Below are 21,097 nucleotides of genomic sequence, written 5' to 3'. Positions count from 1 at the left end.
AAGCATGAAGGCATCGCGACTGAAGCAGATGATTCCTGGATTCGCGCTGATCATCGGCATCATGGCGGGCACGGCCCTGGCCATGGTTCCCGGTTCGACGCCGGAGACGACCGAGAACCAGACGTCTGCTGTCCAGATGATCTGTTCTCGCACCTGCAAGCCGTGCTCGACCCAGTTTGAGTGTGGAACGAACGGGGGTTCATGCGGGGTCTGGCGCTGCACCAACCCGCAGTAGACACCTGAAGGAAGCGCCCCACCTGCCTCCGGGTCCCAAGGCCCGGAGGCTTTTCATTGGAGCCACGCCCCAGACTCCAACGAGCTCCGGTGCGGTACAGCTTGGACGTAAAGCGCACGAGCTCGAATCGGGCAGCTGTCGATTCGAGCGAGAACGTTCGCGAGCCACTCAAAGCATTCCATGAGGCCCACTTTGTTTTGTAACAGCCAATCGCGGTCGGAGAGTGGGGCCAGGGATGACTAACCGTTCCGCTTCGCGAAGTCGTCCATGAAGGACACCAGCGTCTTCACGTGCTCCACGGTCACCGCGTTGTACAGGGACACGCGGATGCCGCCTGTGATGCGGTGGCCCTTCATGCCCACCATGCCGGCCTTGGCTCCTTCGGCCACGAAGGCCTCTTCCCGCTTTTCGTCTGGCAGGCGGAACACGACGTTCATGTACGAACGCGACGCCTTCTCCACCGGGGCCCGGTAGAAGCCCGCGTTGCGGTCGATGGCCGCGTACAGCAGCTCTCCCTTCTCTCGGTTCCAGGCCTCCACCTGCTTCAGGCCGCCCACCCCCTTGATCCACGCGAGCACGTTGCGGCAGAGGTAGATGGAGAAGGTCGGCGGCGTGTTGTAGAGCGAGTTGTTCTCCGCGTAGGTCGTGTAGCGGAAGATCTTCGGGATGTCCTTGCGGCCCTTCGCCATGAACTCCTTGTTCACCAGCACCAGGACGATGCCCGAGGGCCCGATGTTCTTCTGGGCTCCCGCGTAGATGAGCGCGAAGCGGCTGACGTCGATGGGCTTCCACAGGATGTCGGAGCTCATGTCCGCCACCAGCGGCACCTGCCCCACTTCCGGGAATGTATGCCATTGCGTCCCGAAGAGCGTGTTGTTGCTCGTCATGTGGACGTAGGCGGCCTTCGGATCCAACTGGAGCTCGGCCTGGGTGGGGACTCGCGTGAAGCGCTTGTCCTTGTCCACCGTGTTCGCGGCGATGCGCGGCGTGCCGTAGTAGCGCGCCTCGTCCACCGCCTTCTCGCTCCAGCCTCCCGTCACCACGTAGTCCGCGGAGCCGCCCTGGGGCAGGAAGTTCATCGGCACCTGCGCGAACTGCTGCGAGGCGCCGCCCTGGAGGAAGAGGACCTCGTGGGTGTCCGGAACGGCCAGCAGCTCCTTCACGAGGGCGATGGTCTCGTTGTGGACAGCCTCGAACGCCTTGCCCCGGTGGCTGTGCTCGATGATCGACATCCCCGTGCCCTGGAAGTCGAGCAGCTCGTCCCGGGCCCGCTCCAGCGCTGCCGTGGGGAGACCGGCCGGGCCGGGATTGAAGTTGATGACGCGCATGGCAGTGTCCTCTGGCAAGTGAACCGCGCCGGCATTCTCGCCGGTGGAACTCCGGGGGTCACCAGCAACGTGGGCTCGGGCGGACGGTGGCCTTCGTCCGCCCGGTGGGGGTGGTAGCGTCCCGGGCGTGTCCCCCGCGCCCACTCCTTTGGCCTCCGCCTTTCTCGCGGCTCCTGGCCGCGCGCCCGCTCCGCTTCCGGAGCCCTCGCGCCTGGAGGAGCTGCTCCGTGCGTCGCTCGACCGCGCCCGGTCGCGCTGGCCCGGGGTGGAGCTGGAGCCGCTCGCCTTCGTGGCGTTCGTCGCGCAGCGGCTGACGTCCCAGACGGCGCTCCTGGAGGCGCTCGAAGGGGCCTCGCCTGCCTTCTCGGAGCTGTACCTGGCCTCCGGGTGCCTGCGGCATGACCGCGCCGCGCTCCAGTTCTTCGAGGACGGCTATCTCCGCGACGTCGGTGCGTTCGTGTCCGGCGTGGACCGCTCGCCCGCGTTCGTGGCGGAGGTGCGGCAGGCGCTCCGGGAGAAGCTGTTCACGGCGGCGGCCGGCTGTGAGCCGAAGCTTTCAGAGTTCACCGGCGGCGGCGCGCTGGGCGGCTGGGTGCGGGTCGCTGCGCTGCGCATCGCGCTCAACCTGAAGCGCTCCGAAGCCCGGGCCGACTCCGCCGCGCAGGACTCCGTCGAGTCCGCGTTCGGCGAGCAACTGGGGCCAGAGCTCGAACACCTGCGCTCGCGGTACCGCGAGGCCTTCACGGAGGCCGTGCGCACGGCGCTGGGTGAGATGTCCGACCGGGACCGCACGCTGATGCGCCTGTACCACGTGGAGTCGCTGTCGCTGGACGCCATCGCGGCGCTCTACCGCGTCCACATGTCCACGGTGTCGCGGTGGCTCAGCCGCGCGCGGGAGCAGGTGGCGGAGGCCACGACGCGGCGGCTCTGCGAACGCCTGGGGGTGGGCGCGTCCTCGGTGGACAGCATCGCGGCGCTGGTCGTGAGCCAGGTGGACCTCAGCCTGACGCGGCTGCTCGGTCCGGGGGGCTGAACTTTCGCTGCAAGGGATTTCCCGGCCGGTGTCAGGGCGTCGAAAGGCCCCTTCCGGGCCTCACCGAGGAAAGCCCCATGCGCGTCTCTTCCTGGCTGTCCGTCGTCACCCTCGCCGCCACCGTCTCCGCCTGCGAGCCGTTCCCCGACGATGCCCCCTCCATCCCCACCGAGGTGCAGTGGCCCGGCGAGGCCTTCTTTCCAGAGGGTATCGCGGCCTCGAAGGACGGCACGCTCTACGCGGGCAGCCTGGGCACCGGTGCCATCGCGCGCGTCAAGCCGGGCTCGCTGGGGGCCGAGGTCTTCGTCCCGGGCCGGGCCTCATTCGGCGTCTACGGGCTCGAGGTGGATGAGGCCCACGACACGCTCTGGGCCTGCACCTACGACGACCTGCTGCTGCCCGCGCAGGCCTCGTACCTGAACGGGTATGCGCTCTCCACGGGTGCCCTGAAGGCCAGCCATGCCATGCCCAGCCAGGTCAGCTTCTGCAACGACGTCGCCGTCGATGCCGCGGGCAACGTGTACGTGACGGACTCGTTCGGGAACGCGGTCTTCCGGCTGGCCGTGGGTGGGACGGCGCTCGACACGTGGTCCTCGGATGCCGCGTACGAGCCCTCCGAGCCGGGCCTCATCACGCTCAACGGCATCGCCTACGACGGGGCGAACCGGCTCTACGTCGTGAAGAGCGACACGGGTGCGCTGTTCTCCATCGATATCCAGCCGGATGGCAGCGCGGCGGCGCCCGTGAACATCCCGGTGACGCCGGCGCTGGAGACGCCGGACGGAGTCGAGTGGGTGGATTCGGGCCGGCTGTTCGTCGTGGAGAACACGGTGGGGCGGGCTTCGCTGGTGACGCTGGGTGAAGGCGCTGGCGCGAAGGAGGTGCTCGCCAACGGCTTCGTGGAGCCGACCGCCGCCGCGATCACGAAGGACGGCGCGTGGGTGCTGGAGTCGCAGATGGGGTTCTTCTTCGGCACGCCGGGGACCCCGGCCCTGCCCTTCCGCGCGTACCGGGTCGCCGTCCCCCCTCTTCTGCCCTGAGCGCGAACAATCCTAGAGTCGCGTCCCACCATGTCGGGATGTCCCTCCGAGGAAACGATTCTCGCCTTCGTGGAGGACCGCCTGCCGCATGAGCAGCGCGTCCTCGCGGAGGCGCACCTGTCCCGCTGCGATTCCTGCGGGTCGCTGCTCGCGGCCGTCGCGGCGACGTGGCACGCGGAGGGCCGGCTCGCGGAAGCGGCTCCTGCACCCCGCTCGTTCGCTCCTGGGGAGCAGGTGGGGCCGTACGTCATCGTCGACCATGCGGGCAGTGGCGCGATGGGGGACGTGTACCGGGCTCGCGATGGGCGGCTGGGACGGGACGTGGCCTTGAAGGTGCTCCCGCTCCGGTTCGCGCAGGACGCGGAGCGCCTGGCCCGCTTCCGACAGGAGGCCCGCGCGGCGGGCGCGCTGTCCCATCCCCACCTGCTCACCCTGTTCGACGTGGGCACCCACGAGGACGTGCCGTACCTCGTCACCGAGTGGCTGGAGGGGGGCACCCTGCGGGCGCGGCTGATGCGTGGGCCGCTGCCGCCGGAGCAGGCGCTGCGGCTGGGCATCCAGTTGTCACAGGGGCTCGCGGCCGCTCACGCGCGTGGCGTCATCCACCGCGACCTCAAGCCCGCGAACATCTTCCTGTGCTCGAACGGCAGCGCGCGGGTCCTCGACTTCGGGCTGGCCCGGCTCACCGAGCGCATCGAGGACGCCTCGCTCACCCAGAGCGGCGCGGTGGTGGGCACCGCCGGGTACATGGCTCCGGAGCAGATCCGCGGCCAGGGCGTGGATGCTCGCGCGGATGTGTTCTCGCTCGGCGCGGTGCTCTACGAGGCCGTGAGCGGCCGTGCTCCCTTTGGCGGTGACAGCCCGGTGGAGCGGATGAGCGCCGCGCTCCGCGATGCGCCTCCCGTGCTGCCGGGAGAGCTGGGGACGGTGATTGCTCGCTGTCTGGCGAAGGATCCAGGCGAACGGTTCCAGTCCGCGCAGGACCTGGCCTTCGCCCTGGAGTCCATCGCGGCTCGTGGTGCGCCCCTGGCCTTGCGGCGCGGAGTGTTCCCACGCCCTGCCCTGTGGGTGGCCGCGGCGGCCGTGCTGCTGTCTGTCGTGGGTGGCTTCCTGGCGTTCGGACACAGGCCGGCGGTGCCGACGGCGCAGTCCTCACGCCCGACGTACCGCCCCGTCACGTTCCGCCGGGGCCACGTGCTCAACGCCCGGTTCTCCGCGGACGGACACACGTTGCTCTATGGCGCGGCGTGGGAGGGAGGACCCGCGGAGCTCTACAGCGCGCGCACGGAGCGTCCGCTGTCACAACCGCTGGGGCAGCACGCGGATGTGCTCGCCGCGTCCTCGAAGGGGGAGCTGGCGGTGCTGCTCGAGCCCCGGTTCTTCGACGCCGAGCATGGCAGCGGGACGCTCGGCTTGATGCCGCTCGCGGGCGGCGCGCCCCGGGCCGTGCTCGATGGTGTGCTGGAGGCGGACTGGGGACGTGCGGATGGACCGCTCGCGGTGGTGCGCCGCGTGGGCGAGAACTTCCGGCTGGAGCAGCCCCCCGGCACGGTGCGCTTCGAGTCCCAGGGATGGATCAGCCACGCACGCGTCTCCCCCGACGGAGCGCGCATTGCCTTCCTGTTCCATGCGCATCCCAAGGACGACCGGGGCGGGGTCTGGGTGCTGGAGAAGGACGGTCCGCCCCGCGAGCTTTCGTCGGACTGGGCGAGCATCCGGGGCCTGGCGTGGTCTCCCGATGGAAGCGAGGTGTGGTTCACCGCCTCGCGTACAGGCGCGGACTCCGAGCTGTTCGCGGTCGACCTGCGCGGCACGACGCGGCCGGTGGATCGGATCGCCGGGCGGATGGTGCTGCATGACATCTCCCAGGACGGCTCCGTCCTGGTGGATCACCCGGTGATCCGCACGGGGCTGGCGTTCGGGCACGCGGGCACGGAGCGGGACCTGACGTGGTCGGACTCGTCGTTCATGACGGACATGTCCCGCGATGGCCGGACCTTCCTCTTCACCGAGGGCGCGGAGGTGGAGGGCCCCACCTACGGCGCCTATCTGCGCACCTCCGATGGCGCCCCACCGATCCGCCTGGGCGACGGCATCCCCATGGCGCTGTCTCCGGACGGCAAGCAGGTGCTGCTGGTGCGCTACGGCGAACAGATGGAGTTCCTGCTGCTGCCCACGGGCGCGGGCGAGCCTCGGTCGCTGTCGCTCGCTCCTGTCACCACGGTGCTCACGGCGCGCTGGTTCCCGGATGGGAAGCGGTTGCTCCTGCGCGCGCACGAAGAGGGACGTCCTGCCCGGCTCTGGGTCTTCGAACCCGGCGCCGGAGCCCCCAGGCCCATCACGGAGGAAGGCACGGGCTTCCACACGGTCATCTCACCCGATGGCCTCCGCCTCGCGACCGTGGACGCGGAGGGAAGCCTCCGCCTGTTCTCCCAGACGGGTGAGGCGCAAGGCACCGTCCCCGGCCGGTTCACGGATCAATGGGTGGCGGGCTGGGACGCGAGCGGAACGGCGCTCTATCTGCGAAGCGTCTCGCTCCCGGTGCGCGTCTCCAGGGTCGACGTGAGAACCGGCGTAAGCACACCGCACCTGACCCTTCCAGCGGGAGGCATCAAGCCGGGCCTCATCTCCGTGATGACGCTGGCGATCTCCGAGGACGGAAGGTCCTACGCATACAGCTACAACGAAGCGCTTTCGCGGCTGTTCCTGGTGGAGGGACTGGCGCAAGCCCGGTCTGCCCCGGAGCGGCACTGAACACATCCGAGAACCGCGCCGCTCCGGACCGTGCCGAGCCGGGCCGCGCGGTTCCCGTCACTTCACTTCACGTCAGGCGTTCTTCAGGTTCTCGTTCACGAAGTCCCAGTTCACGAGGCTGTTGAGGAAGACCTCGACGAACTTGGCGCGCAGGTTGCGGTAGTCGATGTAGTAGGCGTGCTCCCAGACGTCGACGGTGAGCAGGGCCTTCTTGCCGTGCTTCATCGGCAGGTCCGCGTTGGACGTCTTCATGATGGCCAGCTTGTTGCCGTCCTTCACCAGCCAGGCCCAGCCGGAGCCGAACTGCGTGATGGCGGCCTCGGTGAACTGCCTCTTGAACTCGTCGTAGGAGCCGAAGTCGCGGTCGATGGCGGCCGCGATGTCACCCGTCGGCTTGCCTCCGCCGGCCGGCTTCATGCAGTTCCAGAAGAAGGTGTGGTTCCACACCTGGGCCGCGTTGTTGAACACGGGGCCGTCGCTGCTGAGGATGACGTCCTCCAGCGACTTGGTGGCCTCGGTCTTGCCCGCGGTCAGCTCGTTGAGCTTGTTGACGTAGGCCGCGTGGTGCTTGTCGTGGTGGAACTCCAGCGTCTCCTGGCTCATGTGAGGGGCCAGCGCGTCCTTCTTGTACGGGAGCTCGGGCAGCGTGAAGGGCATCGGGTGCGTCCTTTCCGGGTTCAGTGAGATTCGGCTACTCGTTCGCTACTTCGGGGCGGGCCCTGGCTCCGGGTGCGCTGTCAGCGCGCGATACGCCCGGTTCCAGTAGAGCAACGGTTCTCCGTCTACTCCCCGCTGGATGCGCTCCACACGGCCCACCAGCAAGAGGTGATCGCCGTAACGGTGCACATCCAACAGAGCGCACGCCAGACCCACCAGGCTGTCCTGCACGAAGGCGCCTTCGTCGAACATCCGGCCTTCGGCCTCCCCCGTCGCGCAGCGGACCGACACGTCGCGTTGGATGGTGGACAGCACGCTCACACTGAAGCGGCGGGCGGCCTCCACGCGCTTGAGCGTGCGGGAGGACTGCTGCAGCGCCAGGACGATGAGCGGAGGCGTCAGGGAGAGGGAGCTGAAGGAGCTGACCGTCGTCGCCGCGATCCCGTCCGTATCACGGACGGAGACCACCGCCACCCCGCTCGCCCACCGGGACATCGCCTCCCGGAAGTCCAGGGCCGACACCCCTTCAGTACCGCTCTGAGTCATGTGCCGGTCTCTACCACCCGCCCCGCCACCCGGTCAGCACTTCCTCCAATCCATTGGCGGAATACCAACGCAGTGGCACCTGCCCTCCGGGCCCGTCCATGGCCGGATCCACCCGCCCTCCGTATGCTGGCCGGCTGGAGGCGCCCATGGATCCGTTGTGGGGGGAGACGCTGAGGCGTCTGGATGCGCTGCTCGTCCAGGTGTGTGACCTGGAGGAGGCCCGCGCGTCGAAGCTCCGGGGGGAACAGGAAGCGGGCTGGGATGCCGTGCGCACCACCGTGCGCCCCTCCACCGCGGAGCTCGCCTTCAGCTCGACGCTCGCGGAGACACCGCTCCTGGGGACTTCGCCTCCCCTTCCCTTCGCCCGCCTGCGGGCTTCGCTTCGCGTGGACACCGTGGAGGAGGAGGCGTTGCTGCTCCTGCTCGCGACGTGGCTGGAGCCTCGGTATTCGCGCCTGTTCGCCGTGCTCCAGGACGAGACCGCGCAGGGCTGGAACGTGGAGCGGTTGCTGCTCACCGTCCTGGGACGTACGCCTGCTCGCGCGCAGCGGTTGCTGGCGTCACTGACCGACAGCGGCCTCCTGGTGGGCGGTGGATTGTTGCAGACGGGCGCCGGTGCTTTTCCTCCCATGCTCCGGCCCGTGGACCTGGCTCCGGAGGTCCGCGAGGCCCTGCTGGAGTTGCCCCGTCCGTCCGTGATGGGTGAGCTTTCTTTGGAATGGCATGGACCGGAGGTGCTGCCTTCCTCCTCGCGCGGGACATTCGCCGTCGTGCATGGCGAGGGCGAACGGCTGGGCGTGGCGCTGGGACTCGCTGGCGAAGCCGGTGTGCCGCTGGTCGTCGCTCGGTGGGCGGGGGCTCCGGAGCCGGTTCCCATGGCCCGGGCCCTTTGGCGTCTGGCGTCCGTGCGCGGCGCGCTGTTGGCCGTGGACATGTCCGGTGCTGAGCCGGGGCTGGCTCTCTCCGTCACGGAGACGCTGTCCGGGCTGTGCCAGCGGTTTGGCGGGCAGGCCCTGGTGCTCGCGGACTCCGCGCAGCCTGTCGCCGTGCCGCACCATGAGGCTCCCGCTCTGGGCTTCGTGCAGCGGCGGACCCTGTGGATGGAGGAAGCCCGGGCTCGGGGACTGTCATTGACGGAGGCGGAGGCGGGACGGCTGGCGTCTGGCTTTCGGGGCGGGCTTCAGGAGATCCGCCGCGTGTTCGACTCGGCTCCGGGCGGGGGCGCGGAGGCGCTTCGTGCCGCTGGCTTGAGGCTCGTCCAGGTGCCTCTTCGCCATGGCTACCGGCTGGAGGCGTCGCGGACGTTCGCGGAGCTCGTGGTGCGTGACACCACTCGCGCGGCCTTGGAGCGTTTGCTGTTCTACGTGGCGCAGCGCGACCGCGTCGCCGAGGAGCGGGGCCTGTCTCGCCGCTTCCGGCTGCACACCGGCCCAGTGGCGCTGTTCTCCGGACGCTCCGGCACCGGCAAGACCCTGGCCGCGGAGGTCATCGCCCATGCGGTGGGCCGGCCTCTGTACGTCATCGACCTGTCCCGGCTCGTCAGCAAGTACGTGGGCGAGACGGAGAAGAACATCGATGAGGTGCTGTCCCACGGCGAGCGCTCCGGCGCCGTGCTGTTCTTCGACGAGGCGGACTCGCTGTTCTCCGCGCGCACGGAGGTCAGCAACGCCAATGATCGCTTCGCCAACCTGGAGGTCGGCTTCCTCCTCCAGCGCATCGAACGCCACGACGGGCTGATCATCCTCGCCACCAATCTTCAGACGGCCATCGACGAAGCGTTCCTGCGCCGCTTCCACGCACGCATCGAGTTCCCCTTCCCCGAGGTCGAGGAGCGCCGCCGCATCTGGGAGCTGATGCTTCCGGAGGGCGTTCCTCGCTCGGGGACGCTCGATCTGGCGGGCCTGGCGCAGCGGCACCGGCTGGCGGGCGGTGACATCCGCAACGCCGCACTCAAGGCCATCTTCCTCGCTGAACAGGCCGGCGCACCGCTGGCCCAGGAGCACCTGGAGCGCGCCGTCGCGCTGGAGTTGTATGAGCTGGGCCGGCTCTCGCGGCGTCCGGAGGCGGATGCTCCCTCGGATGCGGGCACACGCTTGCGGCGCGTGGCGGAAGTGTTCCAGGAGGCACTGGATTCGCAGCTCAGACAACACTTCCTCAAGGAGGTCCACATCCTCCACGGCTCTCCCACCCGGGAGGCGCTCGCGGGGAAGCGGCCCGCTGTGTCGCTCGCGCTCTACCGGCTGGCGGTCACCCAGAACGGTGCGCTGCGGCTGGGGCTCATCGTCTCCGCGTGGTCCCACCGCGCGGAGGAGGAACATGAGCTGCTCGGCGTGCTGCATGGGCTGCTCTCACGTGGCCTTCCGCACGAGCTGGATGGTCGCAAGCTCACACCTCGCGTCCAGGAGAGTTATGACTTCGACCTGCTCCACCGATTCTGGAGCAGTCATGGACATCCCATCCGGGCCTCGCTGGTCCTCGATGTGGAGATGACCTAGCGTCCCCGGCACTGATGGTGCGGGGGGGACCGTGCGCATCCGTGATCAGGGCCCGAAGGCCTCCGCCAAGGCCATGCTCCGGAAGAGCTCCGGGCGCACTCCCTCGTCCTCCGCGGCCCTTCCCCGTGCTCCGGGTGTCGTTCCCCGGGGCCCCTCCTCGTCCAATCCCGCGCGTGAGCTGGCGGCACGGCTCGCGTCACTGAAGGGCGCGGCGCCTGCCCTCCATGGGCCCGTGCTTCGCGATGCCGCGCGCGACCTGGAGCGCCGCTGGAGCGACCCGGCGTGGCGCACGCTGGGCGGTCCGCGCTCGCACCTCTTCGAGCCGTGCCCGGTCCACCCGCCGGAGGTCGCGCTGCTCTCCACGCCCGGCGCCATCGAGGCGGAGCTGGGCATCCACGGACTCTCACCCCAGCCGAACACCGGGCTCGCGCAGGCGGCTGGCGCGTCCCAGCCCGCGACCCTTGCGCAGCAGGAGGAGGACGCTCGACGGCGTGATGCGGCACGCATGGCCGTCCTGCCTCCGGGCTCCGCTGAACAGCTCGGAGACACCGCCGCTCGGCTCGCCGAGGCCCGTGCTTCAGACCTCGCACCCGCTGCGGACACTGAAGAGGCGGAAGCGGCGGGACTTGGGGGCAGCACTTCTCCTGCGCCCGAGGACATCGCGGCGACCACCGTCGATGCGCCCAGCGCGGGCGGCGAACTGGCAACGCCGGATCAAGCTCCCGCGCCCGCATCCATCCCCACGGGGACGGCTCCCGGCGGCATGGACGACGCCGCGCGCATCGACACGCTGGTGACCGCTCTGTCCAGCGAGAGCGATGTCCACATCGTCGTCCGTCAGGCATCCCCTGGCACAGGGCCCCGGGAGCCTCCTTCCATCCAGACGGATGCCACGGTCGACACGGGCCTCCCCGAAGCGCGCCCGATGGTGCCCGCACCTCCGGCCGCGATGGACTGGCAGAAGCAACTGGCCGCGGCCCACGCGCAGGGCGTCCAGGGCATCAATCACGGTCTCGAAACCGCACCGGATCCGACGGGCGCCGTCGCGGCGGTGGAGCCCCCTGCCCGCCTTCCCGCTCCGCCTCCTGCTCCGGCCGCACCTGTCACGGCAGGGCCCATCCCCACTGCCCCGGTGATGGGCACGGACGCGGATCCGGTCGCCGCATGGAAGGGCCGCATCGCCAGCAGCACGGCTCGGGTCCCGGAGCCCCAGCTTCCTCCGGCGCCCCGCTACACGTTCAAGATCATCCAGGCCGCCGTGGACCCCAACGCGGTCCGCGCCGCGCGCCTCAAGCAACTGGAGGACGAAGGCAAGAAGGCCATCACCCCGGCGAAGCAGCCGAAGGACCTTCCGGCCATCCCGGACGACCCCACCGGCAAGGCCTCCTCCCTGGTGGATGCGAAGTGCGAACGGAAGCTGGAGGTCAAGGACGCCAGGCTCCCCGACCTGCTGAAGAGCCCGCTGGGCCATGTGCCGGAGATTGGCGCGCAGCTCATGCGCGACGACGGCGGGCACACGCTCATCAAGGGCCCGCTCGGCGACATCGTCTACAAGCCCGGCGGCCCCAAGCCCACCGACCCGGAGAAGCTCAAGGACTGGACGCGCCTCCAGAAGAAGATCACCGCCGAGGCCGACAAGCAGAAGAAGGCGAAGGTCCAACCCAAGGAACCCGCGAAGGGCATCACCGTCCTCGAACAGGCCGCCCCCGCGCCCATCAACGTCCCCGACTTCGCTCGCGTGGACATTGGCGACGTGCTGGCGCGGCTGCTCGCCGCTCCGGACAAGTACGCCGATGCCTCCGTCCAGAAGGCCCGCGAGGCCTATGTCCCGGGCGGCCTGGATGCGTCCTGGGGCGTGCCGCTCATCGCCGCCGAACGGCCTATCTTCGCCGCGGAGCTCCAGCGCGTCGCGGACGCCGCGCAGATCAAGAAGGCGGACCTGGACGCGAAGGTGGAGGCCCGCCGCAAGCAACTGGTGGACTCGCACGCCGCCACCACCGGCTCGCTCAGCAAGGCCCACGAGGAGGCGAAGAAGAGTCTGGAGGAGGGCGGCAAGTCCTTCGCCGACGCCCTGTCGCGCATGCGCGCCTCGCTCGACGCGCAGTCCGAGGCCAAGGCCGCCGCCATCAAGGGCGGCGTCGACCTGACCGAGGCCCGACGCAAGCGCGACGCGCTCATCGCGGCCGTGGACACCAAGGTGAGCAACTGGGTCGTCCGGTACGACCAGAACGGCAAGCGCTTCAAGGAAGCCTTCGCTAAGGCCGCGACCGACCAGATGCACGCCTACGAGCTCGCCGCGCTCCAGGACGAGTGGGAACTCAAGAAGGACGCCGGCGATGATCCGGTGAAGCTCAAGGCGGCCACGGAGGCGTACCGCCCCACCAAGAAGTGGCTGGACGACCGCCGCAAGGAGATTGGCGCTGTCGTCGCGAAGGCGAAGCGCGACATCGACCAGAGCGTGGAGCGCTACCAGCAGGAGCTGCGCGACGCCGGCAAGGAGGCCCGGGAGGTCATCCGCGACTGGCATGCGAAGCAGATCGGCTACGAGCGCGGATTCTGGGACCGGCTGCTCGGGTGGATCATCGACTGGCTGGACGTCGCCCACGACGAGAGCCGCGCGTGGGAGGCCGCTCGCGCGGCGGAGAACAAGACGTCGTTGGATCAGAACATGCTGTTCCTCGCGGAGGTGCGCCTGCGCCAGGGCGAGGAGCTGGACGCGGAGACCATCAAGGGCAACCACGCCCTCAGCGAGGAGCAGCAGGCCATCCTGCTCTCCTACTACGGCAAGGGTGGCAAGGACGCGGTGCAGGCGCTCGCGGAGGGCCTTGCCGTGCGCATCATCGGCCAGCGCCGCAAGCCGCTGATGGAGGCCCTGGAGAAGGAGCTGCTCGCGTCCACCGACCTGGAGCGGTTGAAGGTCGTCGTCGACCAGCAGGAGCCCCTCTTCAGCAACCGCGCCCGCAACATCTCCCTCAAGGTCTGGGAGGGCGTGGACCAGTGGGGCACGGACGAGAAGAAGATCTTCGACGCGCTCGCCAACCTCAACCCGCTGCAGGGCCACTACATCGAGCTCCTCTACCAGCAGGAGCACGACGAGAACCTGCGCGAGCGGCTCAAGAGCGAGCTGGACGACTTCTTCAGCACCACCACGCATGACTGGGACAGGGCGGAAGCCCTGCTCTCCGGCAACGCCGCCAAGGCCGCCGCCGTCGAGCTGAACGACGCCATGGAGGGCACCTTCCTCGGGACCGGCTGGGGCACGGACGAGGACGCCATCTTCAACCTGCTTCGCGGCAAGACGCCGGAGCAGATCGAAGTCATCAAGAAGGCCTACCAGCAGAAATACGGCAAGGACCTCGTCGCCCAGATGGACGACGAGCTGCGCAGCGGCGCGCGCACGACGCACGACGCGGACGAGATGCACGCCCTGGTGGAGGGCCGCACCGAGGACGCGCGCGCCATCGAGATGGACCGCGCCATGCGCGGCGGGTGGTTCTTTGGCCTGGGCACCGACCGCAAGGCCATGGAGGGCGTCTACGACCGCATCCGCAAGGAGACGGAAGCAGACGCGCAGCAGTACGGCTGGGACACCAAGACATTCCGCGCGGAGCTGCTCAAGCGCAACCAGGCCATCGACGCGTCGTATGAGCAGCAATACGGCACGGATTGGACCCAGCGCACCGCGGGCGAGAGCGCGCTCAGCGCCGCGTTCCACGACGAGATGAAGGGCGAGGACCTCAAGCTCATCGAGGGCCTGCGCGACGACAAGGGACTCCAGGTGGATGCCGCGCGCATCCGCATCGAGCACACCAGCATCCTCTACGCGGACGACAAGATCATCCGCGACGCCATGTCCGCGCAGGGCAAGCGGCAGATCGCCGACGCGCGCCGCGACGGATACCTGGACGTCCAGGAGCGGCTGGACATCGAGCGCAGCCTGGACGAGGCGAAGGTCAAACCCGCCAGCGAGGGCCCGCTCACGGAGGAGGACCGCCGCAAGGGCCGCATCAGCGAGCTGGAGTTCCTGGAGAAGTGGAGCCCGGAGAAGGTCCAGGCCCGCGTCACGAAGGAACGCAAGGAGGTGGACGACAAGGCGAAGGCCCAGGCCCAGGCTGACGCCCAGGCGAACATGAAGGCGCTGGCGGCCGAGTACGACAGCGCCTACGTGGAAGGCACACACCTGCAGGCGGGCTTCGAGCAGGCCGTCCTGATGGACACCTCCGGCGCGGACCGCGACGCCGTCGCGGCGATGCTGCAGAAGGGCTACCTCACCGACGCCGAAATCGTTCAGTACGCCGTGCAGGGCGTAGGCACGGACGAGGACGCGCTCAAGGAGGTCTTCGCAGGAAAGACAAAGGCGGAGATTCAAGCCATGGCCGAGGAGTGGGCCAAGGACCACCCCGCCGATCCTGGTGACACGCGCACGCCCTTCGAGCGCTTCCGCGATCGCATCGACGAGGAGCTGAGCGGGCGCGAAGAGTTCGACATCATGGACATGGTGGACTACGGCGAGCCCGTCACGCCCCGGGAGAAGGCGGACCGGGCCTGGCGCCGGGTGCACTTCGAGGCGCGCTCCACCAACAGCATGGCGTCGTCGGAGTACCAGCTGGTGCTGGACCAGGCGTCCGCGCTCGACGCCGAGGTGAGCGCGCTGGAGCTGCACGAGCGGATGCGCCCCAAGCCCGGGGACAAGAACTACACCGTCGACGGGCTGCGCACGTGGCAGGACGACTGGGAGAAGAAGTCCGAGCGCGTGCAGCGCCAGGGGGACTACGCGGACGAGGCGGTGCAGATGCACCGCGAGCAGGTGGACTTCATCACCGACCGGCTGGTGACCATCCTCTCCGTGGTGGTGATGGCGGTGGTGGTCATCATCGGCGTCATCGTCAGCATCTTCTTCCCCCCCGCGGGCGCGGGGTTCTGGGCCGCGTTCGGCGCGTTCATGGCCAGCACGCCGGTGCTGGTGGGCACGGCGGTGGCGACGGCCGCGGTGACGATGCTGACCAAGGCCGCCCTGAAGGGCAGCGCCTACGGCTGGGAGGAGGCCGCCACCGACGCGGGCGTGGGCGCCGTGGATGCGCTCGCCTCCGTGGCCACCGCGGGCATGGGCACGAAGCTGCTCAAGCTGGGGTTCCTGGCGCGCATGGCGGAGGAAGGCGGCGTGCTGGCGCGCATGACGGCGCACGGCCTGGCCCAGGGCGCGGAAGGCCTGGCGCAGGCGGTGCCCTCCGCGTTCCTGGGCAACGTCCTCAACGACGAGAACTACAAGGGCGGCAACGCGCTCTTCAACGTGCTGGCCGGCACCGCGATGCAGGCGGCGCCGGGCGCGGTGATGGCCGGAGGGCTGGGCGCGCTGGGCGGCATCTCCAAGCCCCACGTGCCACCTCGAACCCAGGACCTGCTCCACTTCCGGGGCACGCCCAAGGAGCGGCTGACCCTCTTCAAGAAGTGGAAGGCGGAGAACCCCGCCGGGGACATGAAGGAGTTCCTGCGCGAGTTCGACGACGGCCTGCTCAAGCAGATGTCGGGCGACTTCGACCGGCAGCAGCTCCAGCGCGCGATGCGCAAGGAGCTGCTCGAGCACATCCCGCCCGCGCAGCGCAAAGCGTTCGCGAACACGCCCATCGAGATGCTCTCCGAGGGTGACTTCGAGTCGCTCACCGGCAGCAAGTCCGCGCAGGCCGTCACGATGTTCCGGCGCGGCAAGCCCACCATCATCATCAAGGCGGGCGCGGACCTGTCCGACCTGGGTGAGGAGGGCCTGCACCTGCTCCAGCGCCACGACAAGGCGACGCGCGAGCTGGTCAGGTCGCTGGACGAAACGGCGCTGCGACACTGGGACCAGCTGCCCATCGAGAAGCAGTTCGAGCTCTATCGCAAGAAGCTGCGCCTGGAGATCGCGGCTCAGGAGTCGCTGCTCACGTCGCTGGAGGGCAAGCGCGGCGTGACCCTGGAGCCCGCGGAGGCCACGCGCCGGATCCGGCAGGGAGAGAAGACGCTGGCGAACCTGCGCCAGCGGATGAAGGAGGTGGATGCGTTCACGCCGGTGGAGATGGCGGAGTTCGGCCAGGGCGTGCGCTCGAAGCCTCAGTACCTGAATGAGCCGCCGCGGCTGTTCGGCAAGAAGAAGCCGCCCGAGGCTCCGCTGGCTCCGGAGGGAAAGCCGCCGGAGGTGGAGGGGGCCCGGCAGCTGGAGATGGAGTTCCATGCGGCGAAGCCGGTGAAGCCGCCGGAGCCGGAGGTTCCGACGCCCAGGCAGCTGGAGATGGGGTTCCCCGCGGAGAAGCCACCGGAGGTGGTCGTTCCGGAGACGAAGCCGCCAGCGGTGGAGGCGCCCAAGCCCACCGGCGAACCCGAGGTGCCGAAGGGCGCGCTGGCCGAGGGCGACTGGCCCCAGACGTTCGACGTGCACCCGAACGAAGACGTGGGCCCGTTCTCCCTCCAGCGTCCCGACCTGAATGACCCGAGGATTGGCCTGGTGGAGCGCACGCCGCTGACGGGGAAGCTGCTCAAGCGCACCACCCAGAAGCTCAACCCGGGGGAGACGCTGGCCCAGGTGGGACCAGCCTGGGAGGAGCTGAAGTTCGTCAAGAAGGGCCGCGTGTACGAACGGCGCTACTACCGCCTGGTCGAGAAGACCGACACGAACGGCGAGAAGCACCTCTTCGAGGAGATCCTCTCCGCCCGCTCGGGCAACCGCTGGGAGACGCGCGGCGAATTCGCCCGGAGGGAGGGAAACGAACTGGAGAAGGTCGCCTCCCTGCGGATGACCGAGGCGAACCTGGGCGACCGGCTGGGGCCGGGCAAGGAGTTCCAGCGCGTCACCTTCAAGCCCAAGGGCAAGCAGGACAGCGGCTTCGACGAGCTGCTCTTCCAGTTCGACGATGGCGTCAATCCCACCAAGGCGGACGTCCACATCATGGAGGTCAAGGGGGGCAAGGACGAACCCCGGTTCCGCAAGTTCACCTCCACCGGCGAGAACCTGCCCGGCAACCTGAAGCAGCTTCGCGCTGCGCTGGACGACCCCAACTGGAGGCGCAGCCAACAGCTGAGCCCGAGGCACGCCGCGGTGGTCAGGGACGCCCTGGACGCGTGGCGGGTGAGAATCGAGGTGCGCATCGGGCCCAAGACGGAGATGCCCCCCCAGCTGCTGTCCAAGCGCATCGAGCGGGCGGCGAGCGCCTGGCGCGAGCTGGACCTGCTCACCCAGCATCTGCCACCGGGCGCGGAGGACCTGGCGCTCGTCAAGCGGCTCAAGGCCGACCTCAGGACGGCGCTCAAGTCGGGGAACGTCGACATCGCGGACCGGGCCTTCGACCGGATCGAGGCCATCGTGAACGGCGCCACGCCCGGCGAGGGGCTCTTCGCGAAGCATGGCATCGAGCTCGACCCCCGGCCTCCCATGATGCGCGGCCTGGATCCCAACGAGGTCGCGGGCACCATCGTCCGGATCGACGAGAAGTTCATGCCCCCTCCCCCCGTCAAGACCGCCTCGGTCGAAGACGTGGTGGATGTCGTCACGGGGCTGGACGAAACCAAACGGGTCCGCAATCGGATCGCGGGCGGCCGGGTGCTGGGGTGGGGAGACTTCGACATCACCGAGTCCCTCCAATGGAAGACGCGGAAGCTCCAGGCCTTCGAGCGCGCGCAGCTGCGCGACATCCGCGACCGGCTCGTGCAGATTCCAGAACTCGACCCCAAGCGCTTCAACGCGCTGCCGCCCCTGGAAAAGGAGCTGGCGCTGCGCGAGGCGGCGGAGGCCACCATGGAGGCGCTGGGCATCCCGAAGTCGCGGCGGCCGGAGGTCCTCTTCAAGCGCCTGCGCGGGGACTATGGCTACATGAGCTGGAACTTCCGGCGCCTCAAGGGCGGACGGCTGAAGCCGTACCGGAAGCGGGGCCAGCTGGTCATCGCGAAGGGGCTGACGGTGGGCGAAGCGGTAGGCACCATCGTCCACGAGACCCGGCACTACTATCAGGCCTATCAGGCCTACCAGCTGTCGCTCCGGCGCCAGGCGCATCCGCTCGCGGCGCTGTGGGCGGGCAACCTTCCCGGCTCCGGCGGCACGTACCACATCGCGGGCCCGCGCTACTATTCACAACCCATCGAGGTGGACGCGGAGACCTTTGGCCGCCGTCTCATCGATCTGCTCCCGGGGCGATGGCCCCCTTGAGGAAGAGAAGCCATGCGTGGTGCTCCGTCGAGGACAGTCACCTGCTACGTGTGCGGCTCGAAGTTCACCGTGCACCAGAAGCTGGTGGTCACGAAGCGCGACACGGTCGTGCAGCCCGACCCGGACGCGTGCCCGTACTGCGACACGCCGCTCAAGACGATTGGCGCGCTGGGTGAGGGCGAGGCCAAGGGCCTGGTGCTGCTCGCCGCGGGCTTTCCGGATGAGGTGAAGGCCTACGGGAAGCCCGAGGACTATCTGGAGGAGTTCACGCTGACGGAGAAGGACGTCGACGCGCTGGTGGAGCTGGCGCAAGGGCTGGACTTCGCGGCGTGGGAAAAGGACAACGCGGAGCGGCTGGCGCGGCGCAAGAACCCGCGCGTGCAGGCCGTGTCCCGCTTCCTGCCGAAGCTCCAGGCACGGATGGAGAACGGTGAGCTTCCTGAGCGGTTGCGGCAGGCCGCGGAGCACGTCAAGGATGTGTACCGCGCGCGGCGGGAGCGCCACCTCGCGATCTTCGAGAAGCGCCAGAAGCAGCGATGACGGGCGACGGAGGACGCATGGCGGATCAACCGGACAATCCCCCCACCACCTGGAGCGCGCTCTTCGCGGGCGGCCGTGAAGGCGCGGACGCGAAGGAGTTCCTGACGCTCGTGACGCCCTCCGCGCTGAAGAACGTGAACCTCCCCGCGCGCGAGGCGGGGTCCCTGTGCAACACGCTCGGCGTGGCGCTGGTGCTGTGCGACCCCACGGAGAGCCGGGCGCTGGCGGAGCCCCTGTCGCGGCTGGCCGGGCCCGCGCTCCAGCAGGTCGCGGAGGACTTCGACGACCTGCGGCCCGAAGAGGTCGTCAACGTGCTGTCGTTCGTGAACGCACAGGAGTGCGCGGGCGTGCTGGAGGGACTGCTGGCGAGCTCGCCCGTGGAGGCGTGGCTGGAGGCGCTGATGAAGGTGCGCCGGACGCTGCACGAGGAGCTGGCGTACCGGTGTGGACTGGTGGCGCTGGCGCTGGGGCCGCCGGAGCTGGCGGCCCGGTTCGTGGGCGGCGGGAAGCTGACCCAGGACTTCACGCCGGGGCAGACGTTCGGGTTCAACGTCCAGGGCTTCGTGCGCTACCTGGCGACGGCGCGGCTGCGGAAGGCCCCGGCCCGGGACGTGCGCCCGGCGTGGGAGACGTTCGTGGAGGCCTTTCCCCTGAAGGCGGCGGCGAGCACGCTGGAGTGGAAGGACCTCCTCTGGGCGGCGCGCGCGTACTTCGCGGGCCTGGAGGGGCGGCCGGTGGCGCGGGTGGGTGAGTCCCTGCATGCGCGCGTGAAGCCGGCCTGATGCACTCCCCTGCCCTCGTCGCGCGGCCGGAGGTTTCCTTCGAGGCGATGGACCGGGTGCTGTCCGCGTTGGGCTGGTTCCTCCAGTCCGAAAGCCAGACGCCTCCGCTCATCCCCGGCGAGCCGGAGTCCGCGGTGTATGTGAAGCGCGCGACGGACCTGGCGCTCCACTACACGTTCAACCCGGTGCTCCGGCTGCGGGTGCTCGAGTTCTCCGGACCTGACGCGGTGGGGGAATGGGTGGCCGTGCGCAAGGTGGTGCCGGTGCTGGAGGCCCCGGCGCTCGCGGCGCTGCTGACGTCGTCGGAGACGCGGGAGGTGCTGCTGGGGTTGCTGGCCACGGAGGCGCTGCGGGAGCGCTCGTCGATGGAGCGCGTGGCGGCGCTGCGCTTCCATCCGGAGTTCAGCGTGTCGCGGACCGCGGAGCGCGTGCTGGCGTCGCTGGTGCCGGACGGGACGGAGGAGGCGTTCGCGCGGCTGAAGGCGGAGAAGGAGGCGCATCCGGATCGCTCCGTGCTGTTCGCGCACCTGCCGGGGGAGGAGCAGCGGCGGCAGGTGTTGCGCTGGCTCATCCAGGATCAGGCGGCGTCGAATCCGGACATCGACGCGGTGCTGCGCTCCGCGCTGGTGGACACGGACGCGGAGGTGCGGGTGACGGCGGTGATGGCGGCGGCACGGCTCCAGGCGAGGGAGGTGCTGCCGGCGCTGCGCGCGGCCCGGATGCCCACGTCGACACGGGAGGGCGCGGACCCGAGGGACCGGCAGTTCTATTCGAACCTGCGGGACCTGGTGGCCCAGGTGCTCGCGGGCCGGCCGCTGCCTCCGGAGGGTTCACCGAAGCGTGAGCGGATGGCTCCGCTCTTGCGCGCGCTGTCGGGTCCCGCGGACGTGCGGGACGATCCCACGCTGCTGCTGCATGCGCTCACGACGCCGGTGGATCCGGGGCCGCGTCCGGTGGGGCTGCCCGAAGCGGTGGTGGAGCGGGAAGGCACATACCGGCTGCGCCGCTCCGGGTTGGAGGCGCGCTGGGTGCCTCCGGTGGAGCACTGGCTGGGGACGGAGCCGACGCTGCGGCGCGTGACGTCACCGGGGTTCTTCGTCGCTCGGGTGCCCGTGAGCCGGGCCGCGGCGGCCTGGGCGATGGCGGCTTCGCAGGGGCCGGTGGGTACGGCGGGGCCGGACGCGGAGGAGCCGCTGCCCTGCACTCTCGTGGAGGCGGAGCAGGTGTGCTCGGCGCTGTCGCGCATTGAGGGCGTGGAGCTGCGGCTGCCTTCCAGCGAGGAATGGGAGATGGCTGCCCGCGGGCCGGACGGGCGGCTGTTCCCGTGGGGCAATTCGATGCGGGACGATGGGGCTTCGCGGGCTTCGCCCTGGGGCGTGGAGAAGCTCGTGGCTTCGCTTCCGCAGTGGGCGCGGGAAGGCCTGCTGTGCGGGGGACGGGAACAGCCGCTGTGCGCTTCGCGCCGCGAGGTGGCGGCGGCGGTGGGCGCCGTCCGATGGGTGATGGCCTCTTGA

The 21,097-nt window shown here is 69.6% G+C and carries 12 protein-coding genes; 9 read left to right on the top strand and 3 right to left on the bottom strand.

Annotation, left to right across the window (positions count from 1 at the left end; all coding sequences use genetic code 11):
- Positions 1-4: 4 nt before the first annotated feature.
- Entirely contained in the window at positions 5-235 is a 231-nt protein-coding gene (locus tag D7Y21_RS16935) for a hypothetical protein (protein ID WP_120565648.1), read from the top strand.
- 239 nt (positions 236-474) lie between these two features.
- On the opposite strand, the gene serC is transcribed toward D7Y21_RS16935, so the two are convergent.
- Entirely contained in the window at positions 475-1,563 is a 1,089-nt protein-coding gene (gene serC, locus D7Y21_RS16930) for a 3-phosphoserine/phosphohydroxythreonine transaminase (protein ID WP_121714374.1), read from the bottom strand.
- Positions 1,564-1,690: 127 nt separating this feature from the next.
- On the opposite strand from serC, the gene D7Y21_RS16925 reads away from it, so the two are divergent.
- From D7Y21_RS16925 to D7Y21_RS16915, 3 genes are all read left to right on the top strand, one after another.
- Complete coding sequence (locus tag D7Y21_RS16925) at positions 1,691-2,596, top strand: sigma-70 family RNA polymerase sigma factor (RefSeq protein ID WP_158619381.1); 906 nt, start codon at positions 1,691-1,693, stop codon at positions 2,594-2,596.
- 77 nt (positions 2,597-2,673) lie between these two features.
- Positions 2,674-3,636: an SMP-30/gluconolactonase/LRE family protein gene (locus D7Y21_RS16920; protein ID WP_121714372.1), complete on the top strand. Its 963-nt coding sequence runs from the start codon at positions 2,674-2,676 to the stop codon at positions 3,634-3,636.
- Positions 3,637-3,666: 30 nt separating this feature from the next.
- Positions 3,667-6,390 carry a serine/threonine-protein kinase gene (locus D7Y21_RS16915; RefSeq protein WP_121714370.1) on the top strand — a complete coding sequence of 908 codons (2,724 nt, stop codon included), beginning with the start codon at positions 3,667-3,669 and terminating at the stop codon, positions 6,388-6,390.
- Positions 6,391-6,462: 72 nt separating this feature from the next.
- On the opposite strand, the gene D7Y21_RS16910 is transcribed toward D7Y21_RS16915, so the two are convergent.
- Complete coding sequence (locus tag D7Y21_RS16910; protein ID WP_120565653.1) at positions 6,463-7,047, bottom strand: superoxide dismutase; 585 nt, start codon at positions 7,045-7,047, stop codon at positions 6,463-6,465.
- Between the two features lie 45 nt (positions 7,048-7,092).
- On the bottom strand, positions 7,093-7,593 hold the full coding sequence (locus D7Y21_RS16905) for a flavin reductase family protein (RefSeq protein ID WP_121714368.1): 501 nt from the start codon (positions 7,591-7,593) through the stop codon (positions 7,093-7,095).
- 146 nt (positions 7,594-7,739) lie between these two features.
- On the opposite strand from D7Y21_RS16905, the gene D7Y21_RS16900 reads away from it, so the two are divergent.
- The 5 genes from D7Y21_RS16900 to D7Y21_RS43475 are packed head-to-tail and all read left to right on the top strand — an operon-like array spanning position 7,740 to position 21,097.
- Positions 7,740-10,088, top strand: a complete 2,349-nt coding sequence (locus D7Y21_RS16900; RefSeq protein ID WP_121714366.1) for an AAA family ATPase — start codon at positions 7,740-7,742, stop codon at positions 10,086-10,088.
- A gap of 31 nt (positions 10,089-10,119) precedes the next feature.
- A complete protein-coding gene (locus D7Y21_RS16895; protein WP_121714364.1) occupies positions 10,120-18,261 on the top strand; it encodes a hypothetical protein in 8,142 nt (2,713 codons plus the stop codon).
- Between the two features lie 12 nt (positions 18,262-18,273).
- Complete coding sequence (locus D7Y21_RS16890) at positions 18,274-18,801, top strand: hypothetical protein (protein WP_120565657.1); 528 nt, start codon at positions 18,274-18,276, stop codon at positions 18,799-18,801.
- Entirely contained in the window at positions 18,798-19,583 is a 786-nt protein-coding gene (locus tag D7Y21_RS16885; protein WP_121714360.1) for a hypothetical protein, read from the top strand. Before D7Y21_RS16890 ends, D7Y21_RS16885 begins: the two co-directional genes overlap by 4 nt.
- Positions 19,583-21,097 (top strand): formylglycine-generating enzyme family protein, encoded by a 1,515-nt coding sequence (locus tag D7Y21_RS43475; protein WP_199735430.1) that lies wholly within the window; start codon positions 19,583-19,585, stop codon positions 21,095-21,097. The genes D7Y21_RS16885 and D7Y21_RS43475 overlap by 1 nt, the downstream gene beginning before the upstream one ends.

It is taken from the genome of Corallococcus sp. AB045 (genome assembly GCF_003668895.1).
Lineage (GTDB): Bacteria > Myxococcota > Myxococcia > Myxococcales > Myxococcaceae > Corallococcus > Corallococcus coralloides.
The sequence above is the reverse complement of the archived record's forward strand: the minus strand, read 5'-3'. Positions and strand labels throughout refer to the sequence as shown.

Excerpts from the sequence above, each read along its gene's own strand:
- D7Y21_RS16890 (WP_120565657.1), top strand. The coding sequence starts at position 18,274 with ATGCGTGGTGCTCCGTCGAGGACAGTCACCTGCTACGTGTGCGGCTCG.
- D7Y21_RS16915 (WP_121714370.1), top strand. The coding sequence starts at position 3,667 with ATGTCGGGATGTCCCTCCGAGGAAACGATTCTCGCCTTCGTGGAGGAC.
- D7Y21_RS16910 (WP_120565653.1), bottom strand. The coding sequence starts at position 7,047 with ATGCCCTTCACGCTGCCCGAGCTCCCGTACAAGAAGGACGCGCTGGCC.
- D7Y21_RS16920 (WP_121714372.1), top strand. The coding sequence starts at position 2,674 with ATGCGCGTCTCTTCCTGGCTGTCCGTCGTCACCCTCGCCGCCACCGTC.
- D7Y21_RS16905 (WP_121714368.1), bottom strand. The coding sequence starts at position 7,593 with ATGACTCAGAGCGGTACTGAAGGGGTGTCGGCCCTGGACTTCCGGGAG.
- serC (WP_121714374.1), bottom strand. The coding sequence starts at position 1,563 with ATGCGCGTCATCAACTTCAATCCCGGCCCGGCCGGTCTCCCCACGGCA.
- D7Y21_RS43475 (WP_199735430.1), top strand. The coding sequence starts at position 19,583 with ATGCACTCCCCTGCCCTCGTCGCGCGGCCGGAGGTTTCCTTCGAGGCG.
- D7Y21_RS16885 (WP_121714360.1), top strand. The coding sequence starts at position 18,798 with ATGACGGGCGACGGAGGACGCATGGCGGATCAACCGGACAATCCCCCC.
- D7Y21_RS16935 (WP_120565648.1), top strand. The coding sequence starts at position 5 with ATGAAGGCATCGCGACTGAAGCAGATGATTCCTGGATTCGCGCTGATC.
- D7Y21_RS16900 (WP_121714366.1), top strand. The coding sequence starts at position 7,740 with ATGGATCCGTTGTGGGGGGAGACGCTGAGGCGTCTGGATGCGCTGCTC.